The organism is Capnocytophaga sp. H4358 (assembly GCF_002302515.1).
GTDB lineage: Bacteria > Bacteroidota > Bacteroidia > Flavobacteriales > Flavobacteriaceae > Capnocytophaga > Capnocytophaga canis.
Window position 1 is genome coordinate 2,025,625 of the sequence record NZ_CP022380.1, and the last position, 24,310, is coordinate 2,049,934.

Consider the following 24,310-nt stretch of genomic DNA (forward strand, 5'->3'; position numbering starts at 1 on the left):
ATGAATGTTATATTTTGTCTTTATTGATGATGTAAACGGTATCTTCACCGTCTTTTTCCTTCCAGTGTACTATCACACGCTCTTGATTGATGGCATCGACTTGCCTCCCTTTGTAGTTGGGTTGGATGGGTAGATGTCTGCTAAAACGTCGGTCGATGAATACTAAAAGTTCAATTTCTGATGGACGGCCAAATGATTGTATGGCTGTCAGAGCCGAACGGATGCTACGTCCAGTGTAAAGTACATCGTCTACAAATACTACTTTTTTATCCTCAACAATGAAATTAATATCTGTAGAATTTGCCTCTAATGGTTTGTTATTTCTTCTGAAATCGTCACGAAAAAAAGTGATGTCCAACAATCCTAAAGGGACGTTTTTGATGTTGTATTTTTCGCTGAGTAATGTTACTAAACGTTTGGCTAAAAATGTTCCTCGAGGTTGAATACCGATTAAGGCTGTATTTGAAAAATCGCCATGTCGCTCTATAAGTTGACATGCCAGTCGATTAAGAATTACGTTCATTTCAGAGGAAGATACTATTTCCTTCTTATGTGTATCTTTTTGGTTCATACGTTAGAATTTTAGTTTGTTTAGGTTATTCACCGCGTCCGCATTTCCTTTCTGAACGGCTCTTTCAAAAAGTGTTTTGGCTTTGGCACGATCCCCAATCATGTAGTAGCAAGATGCATAATAATTATCCATGGCAGGACTTGGAGTAGCTCCCAATTCTTCCATTCGAACGATATCTTTGATAGCGTTTTGATATTGCTGTAGGTTATAATAACAGATGGCTCTTTGTCCTAAAGCATCAACATGAGCTGGAACTTTTTCTAAGAATTGAGATAGTAGCTTAACTGCCTCCACGTAGTCTCGTTGTTGTTGTAATTGTAAAGCCTTTCCATAGATGGGTAAATACTGTTCCATTTGGAGTCGAGATGTGATTTTCATCTGATTATCAACCACGGTTTTGTCGTTTGGCACATATTTTATCGCTGTATCCAAAACTGCTTTTGCTTCTTCTACCATGCCATTCTTTTCTAATAGATAGGCCAGAGCATTCCATGCACTTGCTTCTTGACGCTTAGCGTTTCTTCCGTCTCTGTCCACATCAACATGAAACCTTTCTTTTAGTATTTTTTTCCATTTTTCGGGTTTTTTTGTTGAAGTTGTGTCTGGTGGACTCAATTCCAGAAAATCTTTCCATAGCTCAATAGATTCATTTTCTCGCCCCATACCATTCAAACCATAAGTTGCCAGATTTACATTTCCGAAGAAATTGGGTTTTGCTACTTTTGCCCAGATAGCATATTTGTAAATACTGTCGTACTTTTTGTTTTCTTCCATGAAGTAGGATACAGCTGTAAAGTAGTCAGCACGTCCGTCCCAAGGATTATATTCAATGGATTGTAAAACTTTACGAGCCTCGTCAAATTTCTTTTCGTCAATGAGATAACGAGCTTTTTCCACATCTACTGGTTCAGCAACGGCTGTCAAATTTGGGATTTTAGGATAGTTTTGAATTAAAAAATCCGATGTAGATTTTGTTTTTCGAACTCCTTGTTGCTCTTCTTTGACCATCCGCTGAATTTTTGATGAATCGAAGTACATTTTTTGTACTACTACGTTTGCTAAATTTACCACGATAGTAACGATAGCTATCATTCCAATAAAGGCTCCTGAATTTGCTTTAATGGATTTTTTATCAGTGTTTTCTTCAGTTATTACATTTTCTTCAATTTGATTGTTTTTACTCAAATGAACGACCAATAATCCAACAGCTAATCCAACATAAATTGCAAATAGAGACTGAATTTCAGGTCTGTCTTGGGGAAAATTAAAAAATGCATCGAAGGAGTAGGCGAAAAGTCCGAATAAAGGTAAAAATAACCATTTTTCTAATTCTGGATTTTTATTTTTGTAAGTAGCACGTAAGAAATAATACGCTATCAATAAAAATATTGACAAGAAAGCTAACCCAGCAAAGATACCAGCTTCTGAGGTTAATTCAAGAAAGTCGTTGTGAGCCTTGTACATATATATGTAATGAGGGCTGTACGAGTTTTCGTATTCCAAATAGCGAACCTTCCAGTTCCCGATTCCTACTCCCAACAGAGGGTCATTTGGAATCATCTCTGTAAGGGTTGTTGTCCAAGCTGTTTTCCGAAGGTTATTACTTGTGTTCTCTTGATCTGCAATTGTAGCCAAACGAGCGGTGAAACTTGTACTTTCCTTAATAGCTTTTGGATACATCACTCCTTGCACAAAGGAAAATATTCCAAAAGCGATTAACACAAATAGCGTATGTCCACCAACGCTAACAGCAGTTTTTTTATTTTTTAGAATGAAATAATTTAATATACCATATCCAATGAGTACAAACATGATGATGAATGTAGCTAAGTAGAAAGCACGTGCACTCATGAAAAATATAGCAAGAGTTCCCACAAGGGTTCCGATACCTCCAATAATGCGAAGTTTATCCTTTTTGAAGAAGAACAACCAAATTGCAAACGGAATTTTAATAAACATTGCTGAAGCTAAAATGTTCTTGTTTGAATAGGAGGACTTTATGTCGATATCTGAGCCTGTTCCCTTAATGATTTTTGACACCCCACGAAATGTTTCTAACGAATCGTAAAGCAATAAAGCGGTCATTGAAACGGCTAAAACCGTAATGCTTTTCGGATTATAAATCACTAAAGCGGATACCATCCAAGCTCCCGAAAATGCGGTGAAGACTTTGAAAAAATGTAAAACAGCCTCTTCAACATTAATTACTTTTGCAAATGAAAGCAAAGCAAAAAAGATGATGGTGGTGTATGCAATTCCAATTTTATTGGTGAAAAAACCAAAAAGGACTTTATTTTTCTCTCTGAAATCTTTAATTGAGAAAACTAAAATAGCAACCACTAAGTTCAATATGGCAAATGTGTAGAATTTGGGAGCATTCGAGTCAAAAGCCATCCAATTGGGAGTCAATACAGTTACGTATCCATAAGCTATCAAAAGGATGCTGGTTAAGAGATTCAGAGTAGCATTTCCTTTTTTATGACTTGAAAATGAACCTGAAATAGCCGCGGTTTTGTTGCGTTTCTTTGTTTTCATTGTTTGCGTTCGTATTTTAGTTCGTTGGTAAAAAAACTTCTGCCATCATGCATCTTGCACTTCCACCGCCACAGGTTTCGATAGTTTCCAAGTTGGAATACAAGATTTTACAATGCTTTTCAATGTTTTTTATTTGTTTTTCAGTTAATGAATCATAAGCAGCTTGGCTCATCACCAGATAAGTGTGGTCTGAACCCTGTACTTGAAGCATATTTCCTGCGAAACGATGCATTTGTTCCTCTGTAATGCTAATAATTTCTTTCCCCGTACGTTTTAAACTTTCCGTTAAGGCTTTTCTTTCCGATTTGTCGTCAACGGCATCCAAACAAACTACAGCAAAAGTTTCTCCTAAAGCCATCATCACATTAGTGTGGTAAATCAATTCTCGTTTACCATTTACAGTTTGGTATGCTTTGAAAATCACAGGAGTGTATTCAAAGTCTTCACAAAATTCGATGAATAGTTCTTCATCAGCACGGGGCGATAATGCACAATAAGCTACCTCATTCGCTCTATCTAAAATCATTGAGCCTGTGCCTTCTAAAAACAATTCTTCTTTTTCCGCATCGGTATAGTCGTACACATTCTCAATTGAAAATCCTTTTTCTTCAAGCAAATCCAATACATCATCACGACGTTCACGACGACGGTTTTCCGCAAACATTGGATATAGAGCAATGTTCCCATTCTGGTGAAAGCTTATCCAATTATTTGGAAAAACGGAATCAGGGGTGTTTTGTTCGTAAATGTCGTCTACTACGATAACATTTACTCCTATGTTTTCTAATTTTTGTACAAAAGCATCAAATTCTTGTTGTGCCTTGTTGTTAATTTCTTCGTTTTTTAGTTCTATTTCTTCTTGAAAATAGTTGTTGATAGCCGTCTCTTCATTCATGCGAAAACGAACTGGACGAATCATTAGTATTGTGTTGGTTATTTGCTTCTTCATTGTATTTTTTTGTATACTAAAATATTATGGTTAAAAAAAATTAGTTACTTATTAGCTACTTAACCGATGGGTCATCTCCTTTAAGCCACATTCGTAAAGCCAAATCCGTAGGTAATATATTTGTTATGGTTGTCACTCACTTAAAAAACACCTATTGCATCTGTTGTAACTTATTGTTTTTTAGAATATTGTAAAAAATGTCGTAGAGTACGATTTTTAATTCACTTCCTTTTTTAATATAATTGGCAGAAAGAGAGTTTACTGATATCTTCTCGAAAGAGATTCGCTTATCCTTTTCATTCAACATTGGTTTGTAATGAGGATTATGATTCACGTAAAACAGAAAGATGTTTAGTAAGTGTCCCCAAAGGTATCTTTTAAAACCTGGGTTTATTCACGAATAAGGGGCAAGGTTGAGCAACGCAACAGACCTTCCTGTTTGGAAATTTCATAATACGGAATTTCTTCAACGGTGAATCCATGGTCTTTCAGCCAGTTGTTTAAACGTGTAAATTTTTGTTCTGAAACCACCACATCGGGTGCAATCGAAAATATATTACTAAACATGTGGTACATTTCCTCTCGCGTAATATGGAATAGATTTTCCTTGCCAAAAAGCTCCACCAAATACATGTAATCTGCTTCTTCGCGGAAACCACTTTTGTAAATAATCCCTTTATTTTTGCCCACAGGCTGAAAACAACAGTCCAAATGCAGAGCATTGTCTCTTGGTTCAATTTTTGACTTTACGAGGTCAAATTCCTTTACAATTTTGTTAGGGAAAAGGTTTCTGATGAATTCTACCCCTTGTGTATTTGTACGAGCGGTAATGTAGTTTTTATAATCCCCTCCTTTGTATGTTCCAATGAAAATATGGTCATTCCATGGCATTACGTCACCACCTTCAATATGTACCTCTTCTGGGGGACGAACCACTTTGGTAGGATCAATTTGGTCAATCACGTATTGAATGGCATCAAGTTCACGTTCGCGGTCAGGTAAAATATTCGCTTTGATGAAAATGTCCTCAATAACAAAACCGATGTCTCGTGAAAAAATTTGGTTATAGTCCTTGATTAACTCAGGTCTGTATACAGTAACACCGTGCTTTTTAAGGACAGCGTTAAACGCTTCCATTTCGCTTACCATATCTTTTTCAATCGGATAGGTTCCAGCTTTGATATGTTCTGCTGATTTAGGGTCGTATGCCTCCTCTAACGTAGGTGTAGGGCCGTTGCTTTGGGCTGTTCCTAAAATTACGGCTTTTAGTCGACTGGTTTCGTTTTTTATGTTTAGTTGTAGCATAGGTTCGTTATTTAGTGCCTCGAAAGGAGTTTGTTTACTTCAAATGTATATTTTAGTATGGTTAAAATCAGTTGTATGCAGGTGAAAAATAAGAGATAAAGCATACCGTACCGCAAAAATAGGAATTTTTTCATAATTAAAAAACTTTTTTAAACAGTATACATGCACATGTTAAACAACTCGAAGAAAGTACTGTTAATTATGATAAAAATGTTCGTTGAATTGGAAAATCTTAGTAGTTTTGCTAAGTTAATTTTGTACAAAAATGTTGGAGAATTTTCAAACGATTATTGTCATCATAGCTTCTATTACTTTATTTGTTTACGGATTGCATAGTTTTAGTAAAGAAATCGAGAATTTGGGAACAGAGCGTCTTTCTCGTTGGATTCGCCGAATTACATCGCTTCCGTTAGGAGGTTTTTTGCTTGGAGGTGTGTTCACAGCTGTTATTCAATCAAGTACATTGGTTTCGTCCATAACTGTTTCACTAGTAAATGCTGGAGCAATTACCTTTACAGATAGTATTTTAGTGTTACTTGGAACAAACGTGGGGACAACTTCTACAGCTTGGATTGTTTCTTTGGAATCTACGTTTTTAGGCCCTCTGTTTATCGTTTTGGGAACGTTAATTAGTATGATTCCTGCTAAAGTGTCCGTTGTTGGGAAATCAATATTTTACTTTGGCTTCATCTTTTTCTCTTTGGCTTACATTGGTGAGGCTATGGAACCTATAAAAAAAGACCCAATGCTCATTCAGGTACTTTCCAAAGCCTCGAATCCGCTATTAGGAATTTTATACGGAATTCTTATTACTGTTATCATTCAATCAAGTTCAGTAGTAGTGGGGTTAGTGATTGTGTTGCTTTCACAGGGAACTATTACCATTGATTCTGCTATCCCCATAGTTATTGGAGCAAATATTGGAACAACCTCAACGGCACTGCTTATCAGCCTTCGGATGTCGCCAATCTCTCGTTTGGTAGCACTTTCTGCTTCGGTATTCAATATTGTCGGGGTGTTGATTATTTTTCCATTTTTTGGTCTTTTAGAAAGCATAGCCACTTCTTTCAGTCAAAACCCATCGTTGCAAGTTGCTATAGCATTTACTATTAGTAATAGTTTGACATCATTGTTTTTTTTATTTTTTCTAACTCCAACTATTCGAATGTTGAAACGACATCGTTGGTATCAAAAAACTGAAAAACAGGATAAATGAGTAAATAGAATAGATATGTAAAAAAACTTTTTGTTTATTATGTTTGTTTTTACTGATAAAATACGTAACTTTCGCAACATTTTCAATGCATATTTTTCAATAGTTAGGTGTCTTTTTGGGAATATGAGACCAAACTAAATTCTGGTTATAAAGAGATTATATAGATTAATGTTAAAGATAAGAAGTATGAAAAGAAGGTCGTTTTTTAAACAAGGGGCATTAGCCACATTGGGGGGAATGTTAACTTCCTCTTTTGACCTACGTGCGAATACCATTTTAGAGGAAAATAGAGGAAAGAAAGCTAAAAATATCATCTTCATGGTAAGTGATGGTATGAGTGTAGGAACACTTGTTATGGCAGACATATACATCAGACGAAAGTTTGATCGTCCGTCCAATTGGATGGGGCTTTATGAGACCAATTTAGTACAACGAGGTTTAATGGATATGGCTTCAGCAAGTTCTATTGTAACTGATTCAGCTGCAGCAAGTTCCTCGTGGGGTGGGGGAGTTCGTGTGAATAATGGAAGCCTGAATATAAGTCCTGATGGAAAGGAAAACTTACCTATTCTACAAAAGTTTAAAAAAGCTGGAAAAAAGGTAGGCTGTGTAACCACCGTACCAATAACTCATGCTACACCTGCAGGATTTTCTGTTTGGTCGGAAAGACGTAATGATATGGAAGGTATTGCGTTGAAGTATACGGAATTAGGATTTGATGTCATGATGGGAGGAGGAAACAAAGTATTCAATCCTTCTTTACGTGAAGATGGGAAGGATGTGTATGCAATACTGCAACAAAAAGGATACACGGTGGTTCGAAATCGAGCAGATATGCAAAAAGCATCACTTAAAAAACCTCTTTTTGGAGTTTTTGCCGATGTAGCTTTGCCATACACTGTCGACCACATGCAGGATGAAGTACTTAAAGCTGAAATTCCAACACTCGCTGAGATGACAGCCAAAGCTATTGACGTTATGAAGAGTCATCCTCAAGGGTTTGTAATTCAAGTTGAAGCAGGAAAAGTAGATTGGGCAGCTCATGGAAATGACCTTGGAGGACTGATTTACGACCAAGTGGCATTTGACGATGCCGTAAAAGTTGCCATTGATTTTGCTAAAAAAGACGGAAATACGTTAGTAGTGCTAACATCCGATCATGGAAATGCAAATCCAGGATTGATTTACGGGAAACAATGTAATGGTAATTTTGACCGAATTCAAGACTTTAAACATTCAAATGATTGGATATTGCAGAACATAAAGCCTACTGACGGCATAGCTAAAGTCAAAGAAAGCGTGTACAATAACTGTGGGAAGATGTCTATTACTGATGACCAGGCCAGAGAGTTGTTAACTTATTACGCTCAAGCAGGGCAAGAGGATGGTATTTACAACTACAACCACTTGCCGTATAAATTATTTTCTGAAATCCAAAAAGCACATACTTCTGTTGGGTGGATTAGTATGGATCATTCCTCTGATTTTGTGGAGTTGGCAATGTTTGGGCCTGGAAGTGAAAAACTAAAGCCTTTTATGCGAAATACCGATATGCACAAGTTTTTATTGGATGTGGCTGAAGTTGAAGATAAATTTTAACAAAAGAAAAGTTATCGCGACCATCTAATGTCTAATAGTTTATCCTTCCAAAAAGGGATTGCCATCGTTGGCGTTGTTTTGTTTATTGGCAAGTTGATTGCTTGGCAATTAACCAATTCAGATGCCGTTTTTTCAGACGCAATGGAAAGTATAGTGAATATAATCTCAGCCTTTATGGGATTATATTCACTTTATTTGGGAGCAAAGCCTCGTGATGATGACCATCCCTACGGACATGGAAAGGTCGAATTTATCACTTCGGGAATTGAGGGGACGCTCATTGTAATTGCTGGGATTTTAATCATTGCACAATCAGTACATTCTCTCATAATGGGAGTAGCTTTGCATCAGCTGGATTGGGGAATTTTCATAGTAGGGACAACGGCTGTTGCTAACTATGTGCTGGGACATATTTCCTACCAAAAAGGAAAGCGAGAAAATTCGATGGTACTGATGAGTTCTGGGCAACACTTGAAAAGTGATACTATTTCGACTCTTGGAGTGGTAGCCAGTTTAGTATTAGTTTATTTCACTCATTTGCTATGGTTGGATGCCATTGTAGCTCTTGTCTTTGGAGGATATATCATCATCGTTGGATACAGAATCATCAGAAAGGCACTCAGTGGTATTATGGACGAGCAAGATGAGTACCTCATTACCGAAATTGTAAAGGTTCTTCAGGAAAATCGCCATTCCGAATGGATTGATATCCACAATATGAAAGTACAACAATTTGGCTCTCACTTGCATATTGATGCACACATTACCTTACCCTACTACTATTCACTTCGAGAGGCTCATCAGGAAATGGAAAAAGTGATTCAGGTATTACTAAAAAATACTGAACGAACCATTGATTTTAATTTCCATATGGATGATTGTAAATCTTTTTCCTGTGAAATATGCGATTTGGATTGTCCTTTACGAAAGAAGCCTTTTGTGGGGAGCATTCAGTGGAACAGCGAAACCATTCGTCAGGTGCAAAAGCATAGGTTTCGGGGATTGTGAAGTTAAATTTTTATTTTTCAATCATTTGCTTTTTATGTCCACTATTTTGGTGCCAGAGAGGATTGGAGAAAGTAAACATATTTAAGAAAACGAAATATATTATATTATGAAAGTAAAAGAACGAACCAGAGCTCAGGAGTCAAAACGAGCTATTGAGCGTATGTACGTTACAATGAGGCATTTATTCTCTCGTGGGTTCTATAAGCCTATGGGAATTTCAGGGGAAGCATTGCGTGAAGCACTTCTGTTACTACGTCCTGAAATCTATGGTTCTATTGCCGAAAACAAATCTGAATTAGCAGGGCTTTCGTACGTTTTAGACCGGCTTCCTGAAGGTATTGAACAGTGCAAGTATATAAATCTTATTGCAGATGAAGGTTATCGAAAGTCTCATTTTCAGTCAATTATTCCTCCGAAGCGAAGACGTAATTGTTATCGCATTGACGACCAACAGATGAATATTGAAATTACCCGTGGACGGTCGGATATTTATGATGCCTTAACCCATTTGACGTTTTTATTTGTGGAGTCTCATAAAATTGCTCGAAATGTGTTGTTGGATGATGGGAAACTGACACGCGATTGGGAAAAATTGGCACAATCGGTGAACAAACAAAAACTTTCACAGGCCGAACGAGAAATCACATTGATCCATATCGGAAATATCTTAGGTCGTACCTTTGAGGAAGTACTGGAAACGTACACCTATTTTTCAACAGAAACACATCCCGAGCGTTTTATACACATCATATATTGGTTAGGGAAATTGGCAATAGATGAAATTTTGCACGATGACAAGCGAGTGATTACTTTTAGTTCGGTGCTTCGCGAACGCTTGGGACATCATCTGTACAGTGAAATTTGGGCAGATGCCATCAAGAAAATACTTCATACACAAGGCTTGTTAAATCGTCCGTTGCACATTATCAGTGCCAATAAACATAGCGTTATGAATAGTCTTTTTGCAGAAAAAGCCTTAAAAAACGAGATGAAAGGCAAAAAACCGATGGAAATTTTTGAGTTATTAAGCCAAAAAGAAAATGAAGAGTTACGCCAGAAAGTGAATGATTACGCTCACAAAAACGGAATGATTTCATTGGATGATTCCTCGGGAACAAATATTGATGTTCAGATATTCGACACAGCGAAGATTGATTTTTCAAATACCTCTTATTCGGTGGTAGAAGCTGAAAAGCCAGTGATTTTTGTAATGGATTACGCTTTTGGAGAACAGGCTTATGAAACCATCGACGAACTTTTGAAGCCCTACAAAACCGAAACAGAAGTTCATTTCATGAATGTAGCTTCTATTTCCATCATGGGGAAAGCAGGAATTTTGGAAGGAGAAAAAGGCGATTTGATGATTCCAACGGCACATATTTTTGAAGGAACAGCGGATAATTATCCGTTTAAAAATGAATTGAAAAAGGCTGATTTTGAGGGGAATGGGCTTCGTGTGTTCGAAGGGTCTATGATTACCGTTTTAGGAACATCTCTGCAAAATAAGGACGTGTTAAATTATTTTTTACGTTCCACTTGGAACGTTATCGGACTTGAAATGGAGGGGGTTCACTATCAAAAGGCAATTCAATCAGCTTCAAAAATTAGGAAAAGTATTCGTGAGGATGTAAAAGTGCGTTATGCGTACTATGCTTCTGACAACCCGTTGGAAACAGGAAGTACTTTAGCTTCAGGAGGTTTGGGAGCTATGGGAGTGAAACCCACCTATCTTATTACCTTGAAAATTTTAGAACAGATTTTCGAATCATAAGTACTTCGAGTATAGGTTATTTTTAAGCAGCATAGATTTGAAAAACGTGTTTTTCATAAAATTTTTAAATCGCATTTAAAATCTTTATATTTGCAGACTTATTTTGACGAACAAAAACGAATAAGAATATAACTATATGTATATCAGTGTTAAAAAACTACTCAGTGAAGGTAAAATTGCACAAGATGTAACCCTAAAAGGATGGGTTCGTACCTTCAGAAGTAATCGGTTTATCGCTTTGAACGATGGTTCAACGATTGAAAATGTACAAGTTGTTGTGGATTTCGAAAATACGAGTGAAGAACTTTTAAAACGCATAACCACGGGAGCTGCAGTAGAGATTCACGGAAGTGTAGTAGAAAGTCAAGGAAAAGGGCAATCTATTGAAGTCCAAGCTTCTAATGTGATTGTTTTAGGCGATTCAAATCCTGAAACCTATCCTATACAACCTAAGAAACACTCCTTTGAGTTTTTGCGTGAACATGCTCACTTGCGTGTACGTACCAATGTTTTCGGGGCGATCATGCGTGTGCGTTCAGTGCTTTCTTTTGCCATACACGATTATTTCCAACGTAATGGATTTTTCTATGTACATACGCCTATCATTACGGGAAGCGATGCTGAAGGAGCGGGAGAAATGTTCCGTGTAACAACGTTGGATGCTAAAAATCCGCCTCTTACGGAAGAAGGTAAAGTCGATTACAAAAAAGATTTCTTTGGAAGAGAAACCAATTTGACTGTATCAGGACAGCTTGAGGGTGAAACATTTGCAATGGCATTAGGTAAAATCTATACTTTTGGGCCTACTTTCCGTGCCGAAAATTCAAATACGTCGCGTCACTTGGCAGAGTTTTGGATGATTGAACCCGAAGTGGCATTTCTCGACTTAGACGGAAACATGGATTTGGCGGAGGATTTCATCAAGTATGTGTTGAAATATACCTTGGAGCGTTGTCGCGAAGATATTGAGTTTTTGAATGCTCGATTTTTGGAAGAGGAAAAAACAAAGCCTCAAAATGAGCGTAGTACGATGTCCCTTATTGAAAAATTAGAGTTTGTAATTAACAATAATTTCAAACGAGTGAGCTATACCGAAGCGATTGACATTCTCAAAAATTCAAATCACAACAAGAAGAAAAAATTCCAGTATATCATTGACGAATGGGGTGCTGATTTACAAAGTGAGCATGAGCGTTATTTGGTCGAAAAGCACTTTGAGTGTCCGGTGATTTTGTACGATTACCCAGCTAAGATAAAAGCATTTTATATGCGACTTAACGAAGATGGTAAAACGGTTCGTGCTATGGATATTCTTTTCCCGGGTATAGGCGAGATTGTTGGAGGTTCACAGCGTGAGGAGCGTTATGATGTGTTGATAGAAAAAATAAAATCGGTAGGCATTGAAGAGAAAGATCTTTGGTGGTACTTGGATTTGCGTAAATTCGGTTCAGCAGTGCATAGTGGCTTTGGACTTGGGTTTGAGCGATTGGTACTTTTCGCTACAGGGATGAGCAATATTCGTGATGTGATTCCTTTTCCACGAACGCCACAAAATGCTGAATTTTAATTTGATACCTTAAAATATAAAGCTGTCCAAAATTGAAAGGACAGCTTTTTTAATTTCTTATATAGTTAACTCATTTTAAATTGTCGCTATTTTCAAGAGAGAGTTTATGACCTTGGAGACAAAGTCCGCCAAAGAAGAGTGTGTGAGAATTGATTTTTAGCATAATTTGCGAATGCATGGAGCATAGTCTGTCGAAATTAAAAGTTTTGAAGTTTTGTTATCACCTACTGAGCTCTCCCTATCTTTTTAAATCTTGAATTTTATCTTCTTATAAGGATACAAATCCATAAAATCGGAAAGATCTGTGTTTTTGTAAGGGTACAAAAGCATAAAATCGGCAGGTTTTGCACTATTGTACTCTGATAAGAGTATAAAATCGGGTAGGTTTGCATTTTTGTAAGGGTGCAAAAGCATAAAATCGGTGGTTTTTACTATATTTTGATATGTAAAAAGAGAAAAATTGCTTTAAAAAGAACATAAATGAAAGATAAATTATGTGAGGTTGGTTATATTCAATTTGTAAAAGTATTTTCTTGCAGATTACCTTCTGTTCCATTGGAAAAATCGGATGAATTGAGAAGTTAAACGCAACGTTTCGCTATTTCTTACATATTTAGAGCCTCATAAGATGTTCGTGTGTTTTGTTTATACAGAGGTTTTCGAGGCTGTCATTTTCTGTAATTTGTGTGATATGATGAAACAAAATAATCTTTTTTCAACTTCATTCTATTTTTTTTGTTCAGCATAGTTAAAAAATTGCATTATTTTTCAAAAAAAATGTATTTTTGTCCCCTCAAAACTATGTTAAGGAATTTTATGTTAGTTTTTGATAGATGAAGTACGCATTTATAAAAAACAATGATATTCCAACAAATTTGATTAACAAGTTATCCATTTTCACACATATAAATAATGGTCGTGTTTTAAAAAGTATGATGGTATAAAAATTTGGGTCGTGTTGTAAAAAGTATGATGGAAGTTCTGATTGTCAGGCTGAGCGAAGTCGAAGCCTTATCATTACAGGGCTTCGACTTCGCTCAGCCTGACAGAAATGTCCTCTTTTTTTAAGGTATCATACTTTTTACATCACTTCCAATAATTAAAGACTAATTTTTAACTCAATGAGAATATTATTCAAACTATTTTTCTTTTTGGTGAGCCCAATGCTATGGGCTCAGGGAAATCCTCCTGCGACGTTACCAACGCCTTCCGGAGATTGTGACCCGTATTTTGATGGGTTGATTAAACAGACTAAGGCAAGTGTGTTTTCACCCATTGAATCGGGTAGTAATGCGGTTATCTATTTGGATAACTCGCGTATGGCTACCGGTGTAACCTATTTTGCTATAAACAAAACCACAGGAATGTGGTTTGCAGGTAGTTATGATACTACGCTATTTATGGTTACCATTCCTGTGGGGGTTCTTACTCAGAATACCACTTTTGAAGTACACGCCATTGCAGGTGGTTGTAGTTTCAAGGTAGTAGATGATGTTACTTTTGAGGTAAAACCAACCACGGAGGTACATTTGCAAACCCGTGTGCGCGATGAATATTGCGATAATTCGGGGGGAATTTACTACCAAATGATGGGCGATAGCAACGACAACTATAATTTTTATCACAAGTTGTCCACGCAAACCGCTTTTCAAACCGCTACCGCAGACCGAAACGACTTGCAAACCGTACAAGGTGGAAAAACCTATGTTATTCGTGCTGAGTTGAAAACCAATCCCACTACGTTTTATGAAAAAACCATAAACGTAGGCAATTTAAAAGTGCCTAACCCACCAGGGATTGAGTACACCATTACCGCACAGCCTATACTTTGTGGGGCTAATACGGGTCGAGCCATTGTAAACATTACCAAAGGGGTGTCCTATCCGTTTACTTTTAAAATTACCTCTGGCCCTGAAACCCGACCCGAACAAGCCAGCAATGTGTTTGAAAACCTACCTGCGGGGAATTACACAATGTACGTAAAAGACGCTTGCGGGCAGGGGCGTACCCTAAATTTTAGAATTGATGGTCAAGCCTTTTATATAGGACCTATTGGAGGGTCTTCTTACATAAACCCCACAGATGAGTGTGGGCGAGGGCTTGTTAGGCTACAACGTGGTATAAAAATGGCAAGAAACCATTGGTATACCGATGCTATTCCCTACCCGATGACGGTCTCCTATACGCTTACTTCCCCCAGCGGAACATCGTATGCGATGACACGTACCTTTAATAATAGAACCGAATTAACCGCTTATGCGTGGTATGATAATAGAGAAGCGAGTATCTTCTTTTCGCATAATATACCAGGTAGAGGAAATTTCTTTGGTAATGGAGTGCAAATTCCGTACGAAAGTGGTAATTGGACGCACAACATCCAAGTTACTACCGCCTGTGGGGTACACAATTTAGCTCCTCTTACCGAGAATGTAAAAACAAAAGAGGATGATTTTAACCGTTGGGCAAGGCTTAATAAAGCGTACGACGCTTGTGGTAAAACCTATATTTATGCCACTGTGGAATGGCTTCATAGATTTGTATATATGGTATTGGATGAAGCACCCATAGGATTTGACCCCGTGGCGGCAGGTTTTACAAAAAATCATCGCTTTGGAGGAAAATATTATAAATATGGTCAGTTAGCTAAGCCCGCTTTTCCCTTAGTGAGCTATCCGCATTTGTTGTTAGGAAATTATAAATTTACCTACGTACACGCAGATTGTGGCTTTGAAGTTCAACGCCAAATTACCGTAACCGATTTGCAAAACCCAGCGGGTGTGCCTAATGCAAGTTATTTTTATAGCACCTATTATTGTGAAAATCAAAGTTATGGTATCGGATTTGTACAAGAGGGTAACTCCGGAGCTCCGAAGAAAATCCGTATTACGAGCTTTACCCCAGCACCAGGCACTTCGGGTACGTTTGCCGTTCCCCAAGAGTACGATTATGACCAATGGACAACAATAGTCAGTGGAAGACGCGTACTTCACAGCCTGCCTTTTGGTACATATACCCTGTCGGCAATCGGGTTTGAATGTCAGCAAGATGTGGTTGATAAGGTAGTAACCGTACAACCTCCAATGCCCGACCCTAAGGTGCGTTTTTCAATGGCAACGGGTTGTAAAGTTCAGGTGGAATTGTATGATGCCGTAGGGGATAGTTACCAACGCTCCTATTCGTTGCAAGGCTATGATGAGGGTCAAGCCCGTTGGGTAAATATGGTAAACCCTAATGACAATCCGTATGGAGATGCTATTTCAGATAAAAAGCAAAATATAATCAAGGTTTTAAATCATAACAACTATAAGCTCTATACCCGTTATCGGGTGGTGGAACTCACCGGCACGGTAGGGCTTCATTCTGCGTGTCCGAAAGTGTTAGGGGAATACACCCCGCCCTCGGAGTTACCTACTTTGGTGGATATCGTAGGGGCTACCTGTGGGGCAAATCAGTATGAAATTATGGTGGTTGCCAGTGGTGGAACGCCTCCGTTTACCTATAAAATATTAAGCAGAAGTGTGGGAGGATCCTTGGATACTTCTTTTGTGCCTATTACGAATACCACAGGGAAGTTTACCATCACGGAAACCAATCCTTCGGCTTCGTACAAATTTGCGGTGGAAGATGTCTGCAATCAGGAAACCAAAGATGTAGAAATCCGAAATATGACCCCGTTTGTCATCACCACCGACCGCACCGAGTACTGCCAAGGTACTTCGGCTACCCTTTCCGTACCCGATTTATCGTTAGCTTATACTTATGAATGGTTCCGTGAAGACGACCCAAGCACCATTTTATCCCATTCACCAACCTTGCAGGTGAGCAATCTACAAGCTACTGATTTTGCTCATAAGTACAAATTAAGAGTAGCTCCGAAAGATGCGTCTTTCACTTTGTGTATTCCTGCGGAATATGAAGTGCAGTTAACGGGCAGTACCGCAGTAGCTCCCGTGCTAACGGCGAACGCTACCGATGTGGAGTTATGTGCTTCTGAACTCAACGGAAAATCCTCTTACGACATACGTACTAATTTGTTTTCAGTGGTGCATAATGAGGCGATAACTTCGGGCTATACCAATGGTGTTATCCGAGAATTTTCAGGTATGTACCCGGTTTCACAAAACGGGCTTATGGCATTGCACAAGGATATGATACCCGTATTAGAAGGACAAACCTTTACCTTTACCTATACAATTTCCAACGCTTGTGGTTTGGAGGCTACCAAAACCGCTACTTTAACGGTTAAACGAAATATTTCGCCCAAAGACCTCTCTCCGAATGCTATTGCCTTTAACATTTGTGAGGGTGATCTAACCAATTTTGTAACTTTTGAGGCGAATCATTTTAACGATTTGACACAATATATTAAGGTTCAAAATACAGCACGAACCACCGATGTTATTGAGTTTTTCAGCGATGAGCAAGGTAATACGCCCATTCATCAGTTTGACATTGTTGCAGGCAGTAGGGATATTTTTTACAAAATAAATAGAGCCAATTATTGTTCCAGTATAGCCAGAGTAAGAATTATCAAGAATACGGCTTACAAAAAACCAGACGGAACAGAAGATCCTCGTTTGGCGGATTTGAACTATAATACTTGTGCCAACGGAGTTGTGGTAAGCGACATAAAGGCACGCTTGAAACAAATTTTTGGGAGTGAGGCAATCCCCAGAGTTTATATAATTCGTATGGTAGGAGGTAATGAAACTGCAACAGAATTACCTGATACGTATGCACTTACCACCTCGGAGGTGTACAAGTATCGTATGGAAAACGGAGGGTGTCTTTCTTCGTGGAGAAACATCACCTTGAATTTCAATCAGACCAGCGTTGTTACGCAACCCGTGTCACATATCGTTTGTTCGGGTGAGCAGGTGGTGTTAACGGCTTTAGGGGCTTCAACCTCACCACCAACCGCAGGTAAGATGATTTACAAATGGTTTGAAAGCACCTACAACGGAACGATAGGGGCTACCCCAGTACACACTCAAACGCTCAATAGGGGAGAGGTGTCAACCTATACGCCATCTACGGCAAGTATGGGTGCAAAATACTACTTCGTGGAGGTAACCGTTGAAAACGTTTGTAACGTACCTATGTATACGAATATTGTAAAGGTAGAAGTTAAAGGAATGACGGCTTCTGTACCAACAGTAACTGCTTTATCATCAGTTCAATGTGGTGAGGATGTGAAATTTACTTTCACAGGAGTCCCCAATGAAGAAGTGCATTATACAGTAAATGGAGTAGCTTCAACCATCACTTTACCTACAAGTGGCGTTTATACGCATACGGTAAGTAATGCTACCACCACCCAAGTGCTACGTGTGGTTTCAGTGTCTAATGCTTCGGGTTGTCCAACAACACCCACTACGGGGAATGTTTACACCGTTACCGTAAACGATTTGCCAACCCCAACCATAAATGTCGTTACGGCCACTTGCGGAAATAGTGGTTCAGCAATCATTGCTAATTATGACCCTACGCTTACCTATACGTTTAGTGGTTCAGGGGTAACCCATACAGGGACAACCATTACAGGTTTTGCTTTTGGAACTACATATACGATGACGGTTTCCAACGGAACTTGTACTAAGGCGACCTCTTTTGTGGTTAATACTACGTGTACCATTGATGCAGTAGAGGATGATTTTGGCATTGTAGAGGCGAATACAACCACTACCGGAAGTATTTTAGATAACGATAAGTTAGGAACGGCTTCGGCAACTACGGCTGATGTAGATATTAAGAACGTGGTTAGTCCGCACGCCGGAATAACCATTGCTACAACAGATGGTAAAGTGAGTGTGGCTAATAACGTGCCATCAGGCGTATATACGCTTACTTATACCATTTGCGAAAAAGTAAATGGTACACCTTGCGACACGGCAACGGTAAGCATAACGGTTAAAAACATCAATGCTGATAATGATGATTTTGAGGTGTCGGCGGGAGGCAATACGGGTAGTGTGCTAAACAACGACAAATATGATGGAGAATTTTTGTCTTCAATGGTGAGTGTAACCTTAACTCCAATAGGAACGTTACCATCAGGGATAAGTTTAGACCCTATTACAGGAATAGTTCGTGTAGCTTCGGGAACGCCAAGTGGTAATTATAGCTTTAATTACGAAATTTGTTCAAAAGTAGTACCTTCTTTATGTGATGATGCTACGGTAACTATTAGGGTTAAAAACTCCATAATCGCTGATAACGATGATTTAGGACCGGTAGTATCGGGAGGTACCACTACGCAAACGGTTATTAGTAACGATAAGCTTAATGGTACGCCTGTGGTTATAGGCACAGGAGTAGGTCAGGTAACCCTTACACCAATCATTACCCCAACGGGCATTACGATAGATGCTACTAACGGAAAAGTTAGTGTTGGTAATAATGTACCGAGTGGAGTTTATACGTTGACGTATAAGATTTGTGAGAATGGAGCGACCCCTGATAATTGTGATGATGCTACGGTAACGATCACGGTTCAAAATGGCATAGTCGCCGAAGATGATGATTTAGGTACGGTAGTATCGGGAGGTACGACTACGCAGACGGTTATTAGTAACGATAAGCTTAATGGTACGCCTGTGGTTATAGGCACAGGTGTGGGTGAGGTAACGCTTACTCCGCTTATTACCCCAACGGGCATTACGATAGATGCTACTAACGGAAAAGTAACGATAGGAACGAATGTTTCGAGTGGAGTTTATACGTTGACGTATAAGATTTGTGAGAATGGAGCGACTCCTGATAACTGCGATGATGCTACGGTAACGGTAACGGTTCAAAACGGCATAGTCGCCGAAGATGATAATTTAGGACCGGTAGTATCGGGAGGTACGACTACACAAACGGTTATTAGTAACGATAAGCTTAATGGTACGCCTGTGGTTATAGGTACAGGAGTAGGTCAGGTAACGCTTACTCCGCTTATTACCCCAACGGGCATTACGATAGATGCTACTAACGGAAAAGTTAGTGTTGGTAATAATGTACCGAGTGGAGTTTATACCTTGACTTATAATATTTGTGAGAACGGCTCTAATCCATTGAATTGTGATGAAGCTACGGTAACGATCACGGTTCAAAACGGCATAGTCGCCGAAGATGATAATTTAGGACCGGTAGTATCGGGAGGTACGACTACGCAAACGGTTATTAGTAACGATAAGCTTAATGGTACGCCTGTGGTTATAGGTACAGGAGTAGGTCAGGTAACGCTTACTCCGCTTATTACCCCAACGGGCATTACGATAGATGCTACTAACGGAAAAGTTAGTGTTGGTAATAATGTACCGAGTGGAGTTTATACGTTGACGTATAAGATTTGTGAGAATGGAGCGACCCCTGATAATTGTGATGAAGCTACGGTAACGATCACGGTTGAAAACAGCATCGTAGCTGATAACGATGATTTAGGTACGGTAGTATCGGGAGGCACGACTACGCAGACGGTTATTACTAACGATAGATTAAATGGTACGCCTGTGGTTATAGGCACAGGTGTGGGTGAGGTAACGCTTACTCCGCTTATTACCCCAACGGGCATTACGTTAGATGGTGACGGAAAAGTTAGTGTTGGTAATAATGTACCGAGTGGAGTTTATACGTTGACGTATAAGATTTGTGAGAATGGAGCGACCCCTGATAATTGTGATGAAGCTACGGTAACGATCACGGTTGAAAACAGCATCGTAGCTGCTGATGATGATTTAGGAACGGTAGTATCGGGAGGTACCACTACGCAGACGGTTATTACTAACGATAGATTAAATGGTACGTCTGTGGTTATAGGCACGGGTGTAGGTCAGGTAACCCTTACTCCGCTTATTACCCCAACGGGTATTACGTTGAATGGTGATGGAAAAGTAACGATAGGAACGAATGTTTCGAGTGGAGTTTATACGTTGACCTATAAGATTTGTGAGAATGGAGCGACCCCTGATAATTGTGATGATGCTACGGTAACGATCACGGTTCAAAACGGCATAGTCGCCGAAAATGATGATTTAGGACCGGTAGTATCGGGTGGTACGACTACGCAGACGGTTATTAGTAATGACAAGCTCAATGGTGTACCTGTGGTTATAGGCACAGGAGTAGGTCAGGTAACGCTTACTCCGCTTATTACCCCAACGGGTATTACGTTGGATGGTGACGGAAAAGTAACGGTAGGAACGAATGTTTCGAGTGGAGTTTATACGTTGACCTATAAGATTTGTGAGAATGGAGCGACCCCTGATAATTGTGATGATGCTACGGTAACGATCACGGTTGAAAACAGCATCGTAGCTGATAACGATGATTTAGGACCGGTAGTATCAGGAGGTACCACTACGCAAACGGTTATTAGTAACGATAAGCTTAATGGTACGCCTGTGGTTATAGGCACAGGTGTGGGTGAGGTAACGCTTACTCCGCTTATTACCCCAACGGGTATTACGTTGAATGGTGATGGAAAAGTAACGATAGGAACGAATGTTTCGAGCGGAGTTTATACGTTGACGTATAAGATTTGTGAGAATGGAGCGACCCCTGATAATTGTGATGATGCTACGGTAACGGTAACGGTTCAAAACGGCATCGTAGCTGATAATGATGATTTAGGTACGGTAGTATCGGGTGGCACGACTACGCAAACGGTTATTAGTAATGACAAGCTCAATGGTACGCCTGTGGTTATAGGCACAGAAGTAGGTAAGGTAACCCTTACACCGCTTATTACCCCAACGGGTATTACGTTGAATGGCGACGGAAAAGTAACGGTAGGAACGAATGTTTCGAGCGGAGTTTATACGTTGACGTATAAGATTTGTGAGAATGGAGCGACCCCTGATAATTGTGATGATGCTACGGTAACGGTAACGGTTATAGCTCCAAGCGTATCAACTATTACAGCAAATTCGGATACATTCACTTCAACGACCGCAGGTGGAGAAACTGTGGGTAGTGTCTTTACAAATGATGATTTGAACGGATTGACACCAAATAGCGGTACGGTAAGTGTAACGTTATTGACTGATGGAGGACTCACAGGAGTGGTGATTAATACTGATGGTAAATTATTGATTCCATCGACAACAGCTACCGAGACCAAGACATACACATTGACATATTCAATCTGTGAGAAAGATGGTGTAGGTAATGCTACTTCCAATTGTGCGAATTCAACGATAGAGATTGTAATTCCTGTCGTGCCAAGCGTATTAAATATCACTGCGAATACCGATACGTTTACAGTTACCACTTCGACCAATACGCAAACAGTAGGAAACGTGTTGGATAATGATAAAATTGGCACGAACACACCAACAACATCTGATGTAACGATAACTGTAACGTCAACCCCAACGGGAACAATCGTACCGAACTTAGACCCTGTAACAGGAGATGTAACCGTACCATCAGGAACACCATCAGGAACGTATGAAATTGGTTATAAGATCTGTACAAAAGTAGGTACAGTAACTTGTAGTACAGCCACAGTAACGATTACAGTTACAGAGGTAGTAACACCAACAGTGTTAATCGCTAATGACGACCCGGTAACTGTAACGACCACTCAAAGTGGAACAGTAGTGAACGTGTTGGATAATGATAAAATTGGTACAAAAACGCCAACAACATCTGATGTAACAATAACGGTAACGTCAACCCCAACGGGAACAATCGTACCGAACTTAGACCCTGTAACAGGAGATGTTACGGTACCGTCAGGTACTCCAACCGGAACGTATACGATAGGTTATAGCATCTGTACAAAATCAGGAACGATTACGTGCGACACAGCTACGGTAACTGTAATAGTTACAGCTGTAACAACCCCTACGGTAATCACGGCTACTGACGACCCAGTAACTGTAACGACCACTCAGAGTGGAACAGTAGTGAACGTGTTGGATAATGATAAAATTGGTACAAAAACGCCAACAACATCTGATGTAACGATAACGGTAACGTCAACCCCAACGGGAGCAATCGTACCGAACTTAGACCCTGTAACAGGAGATGTTACGGTACCATCAGGTACTCCAACGGGAACGTATACGATAGGTTATAGCATCTGTACAAAATCAGCAACGATTACGTGCGACACAGCTATGGTAACTGTAATAGTTACTGCGGTAACAACCCCTACGGTAATCACGGCTACTGACGACCCTGTAACTGTAACGACCACTCAAAGTGGAACTGTAGTTAACGTGTTGGATAATGATAGACTTGGTACTAACACACCAACAACATCTGATGTAACGATAACTGTAACGTCAACCCCAACAGGAGCGATAGTACCGAACTTAGATCCTGTAACAGGAAATGTTATGGTGCCGTCAGGTACGCCAACGGGAACGTATACGATAGGTTATAGCATCTGTACAAAATCAGGAACGATTATGTGCGACACAGCTACTGTAGTAATAACAGTTACAGCGGTAACGACCCCTACAGTAGTCACTGCTACTGATGATGTAGTCACTGTAACGACCACAGAAAGTGGAACAGTAGGAAACGTATTGGATAACGATAAGCTTGGTACAAAAACACCAACAACATCTGATGTAACGATAACTGTAACGTCAACCCCAACGGGAACAATCGTACCGAACTTAGACCCATCGACAGGAAATGTTACAGTACCGTCAGGTACACCAACGGGAACGTATACGATAGGTTATAGCATCTGTACAAAATCAGTAACGATTACTTGTGATACTGCTACAGTAACGATAGTAGTTACAGAGGTAACAACTCCAACGACACCTGTAGTAGCGAAAGATGATGTTGAACAGACGGTAGTTGATACACCTGTTACGGTTAAAGTAGTATCTAATGATGAGCATGTGCCTACGCAAGGAACTTTGACTATTGTTACGCAACCTAAAAACGGAACGGTTGTTATCAATGACAATGGAACGACTAATGATCCGTCGGATGATGAGGTTGTTTACACACCTAGTCGAGGTTATGCAGGGGTAGACAGTTTCGAGTATGAGCTTTGCGATACGATGGGTAACTGTTCTATAGCTAAGGTAACGATAACGGTGTTGGATGAAGTTATACCTTATAATGCTATTTCTGTGAATGGAGATGGATTGAATGATTACTTCCATATTCAAGGTATAGAGAGATATCCTAATAATACGGTTCGTATTTACAATCGTTGGGGAGTTAAGGTATTTGAGACGAAAGGCTATGATAATGTTAATAGAGTATTCCGAGCGATTTCAAACGGACGAGTAACGATTGAAGCTGCTGAGAAATTGCCACAAGGTACATATTACTATATCATTGAATACACCGATAACAACAACAAGAAACATACGAAAGGAAGTTGGTTGTATATTAAGAAGTAACCGCTGACTGAATAAGAGAAAGAGAGATTATCCTAAACGGGTAATCTCTCTTTTTTAGTCAAGTCTTGAGAAACCGAAGAATTGATATGTTTTCTTCGTTTTGCAGGACTTACTACATTCTACTAATTCACTTTTGAATATACTTCATAAAAATTTTACAGAGTGACATAAGAAATAAATAACATGAATGGTTATAGCTTTATTACTTTTACAATTTTAATAAGCAAAATTATTTCTCAATAATTTAATCTCTAATTGTTAAATTTTTAAGATTTATCTTGGAAAGTTTTTCAGTATTTTTATTGAATCTGTAATTTGGGTTAATAAAATGCAAAAGATGAGTGTATATATATCGTTTATGGAATAATTGTCGTAATTTTGTACCCATTTCACTACCCACATTTGGGGCTAAAAATAAACGTAACG

At 39.2% G+C, this 24,310-nt stretch carries 10 protein-coding genes; 6 read left to right on the forward strand and 4 right to left on the reverse strand.

Annotation, left to right across the window (positions count from 1 at the left end):
* Positions 1-7: 7 nt before the first annotated feature.
* From pyrR to CGC49_RS08640, 4 genes are all read right to left on the reverse strand, one after another.
* Positions 8-571, reverse strand: a complete 564-nt coding sequence (gene pyrR / locus CGC49_RS08625; protein ID WP_042008486.1) for a bifunctional pyr operon transcriptional regulator/uracil phosphoribosyltransferase PyrR — start codon at positions 569-571, stop codon at positions 8-10.
* A gap of 3 nt (positions 572-574) precedes the next feature.
* Positions 575-3,106 carry an O-antigen ligase family protein gene (locus CGC49_RS08630; protein WP_095912392.1) on the reverse strand — a complete coding sequence of 844 codons (2,532 nt, stop codon included), beginning with the start codon at positions 3,104-3,106 and terminating at the stop codon, positions 575-577.
* A 16-nt stretch (positions 3,107-3,122) separates the two neighbouring features.
* The gene (gene ctlX, locus CGC49_RS08635; protein WP_042008490.1) at positions 3,123-4,055 is read right to left on the reverse strand and encodes a citrulline utilization hydrolase CtlX; all 933 of its coding nucleotides are present in this window, start codon (positions 4,053-4,055) and stop codon (positions 3,123-3,125) included.
* Between the two features lie 390 nt (positions 4,056-4,445).
* Positions 4,446-5,360, reverse strand: coding sequence for a dimethylarginine dimethylaminohydrolase family protein (locus tag CGC49_RS08640; protein ID WP_095912393.1), 915 nt, complete (start codon positions 5,358-5,360; stop codon positions 4,446-4,448).
* Positions 5,361-5,625: 265 nt separating this feature from the next.
* On the opposite strand from CGC49_RS08640, the gene CGC49_RS08645 reads away from it, so the two are divergent.
* From CGC49_RS08645 to CGC49_RS08670, 6 genes are all read left to right on the forward strand, one after another.
* Positions 5,626-6,576: a Na/Pi cotransporter family protein gene (locus tag CGC49_RS08645; protein WP_095912394.1), complete on the forward strand. Its 951-nt coding sequence runs from the start codon at positions 5,626-5,628 to the stop codon at positions 6,574-6,576.
* Between the two features lie 186 nt (positions 6,577-6,762).
* The gene (locus CGC49_RS08650; protein ID WP_095912395.1) at positions 6,763-8,175 is read left to right on the forward strand and encodes an alkaline phosphatase; all 1,413 of its coding nucleotides are present in this window, start codon (positions 6,763-6,765) and stop codon (positions 8,173-8,175) included.
* 27 nt (positions 8,176-8,202) lie between these two features.
* Positions 8,203-9,183 carry a cation diffusion facilitator family transporter gene (locus tag CGC49_RS08655; RefSeq protein ID WP_095912396.1) on the forward strand — a complete coding sequence of 327 codons (981 nt, stop codon included), beginning with the start codon at positions 8,203-8,205 and terminating at the stop codon, positions 9,181-9,183.
* Positions 9,184-9,289: 106 nt separating this feature from the next.
* Positions 9,290-10,954, forward strand: a complete 1,665-nt coding sequence (locus CGC49_RS08660) for a hypothetical protein (RefSeq protein WP_232745172.1) — start codon at positions 9,290-9,292, stop codon at positions 10,952-10,954.
* Positions 10,955-11,090: 136 nt separating this feature from the next.
* The gene (gene asnS / locus CGC49_RS08665; protein ID WP_042008499.1) at positions 11,091-12,521 is read left to right on the forward strand and encodes an asparagine--tRNA ligase; all 1,431 of its coding nucleotides are present in this window, start codon (positions 11,091-11,093) and stop codon (positions 12,519-12,521) included.
* Positions 12,522-13,642: 1,121 nt separating this feature from the next.
* A complete protein-coding gene (locus CGC49_RS08670; RefSeq protein WP_157909028.1) occupies positions 13,643-23,884 on the forward strand; it encodes a gliding motility-associated C-terminal domain-containing protein in 10,242 nt (3,413 codons plus the stop codon).
* The last annotated feature ends 426 nt before the right edge of the window (positions 23,885-24,310 follow it).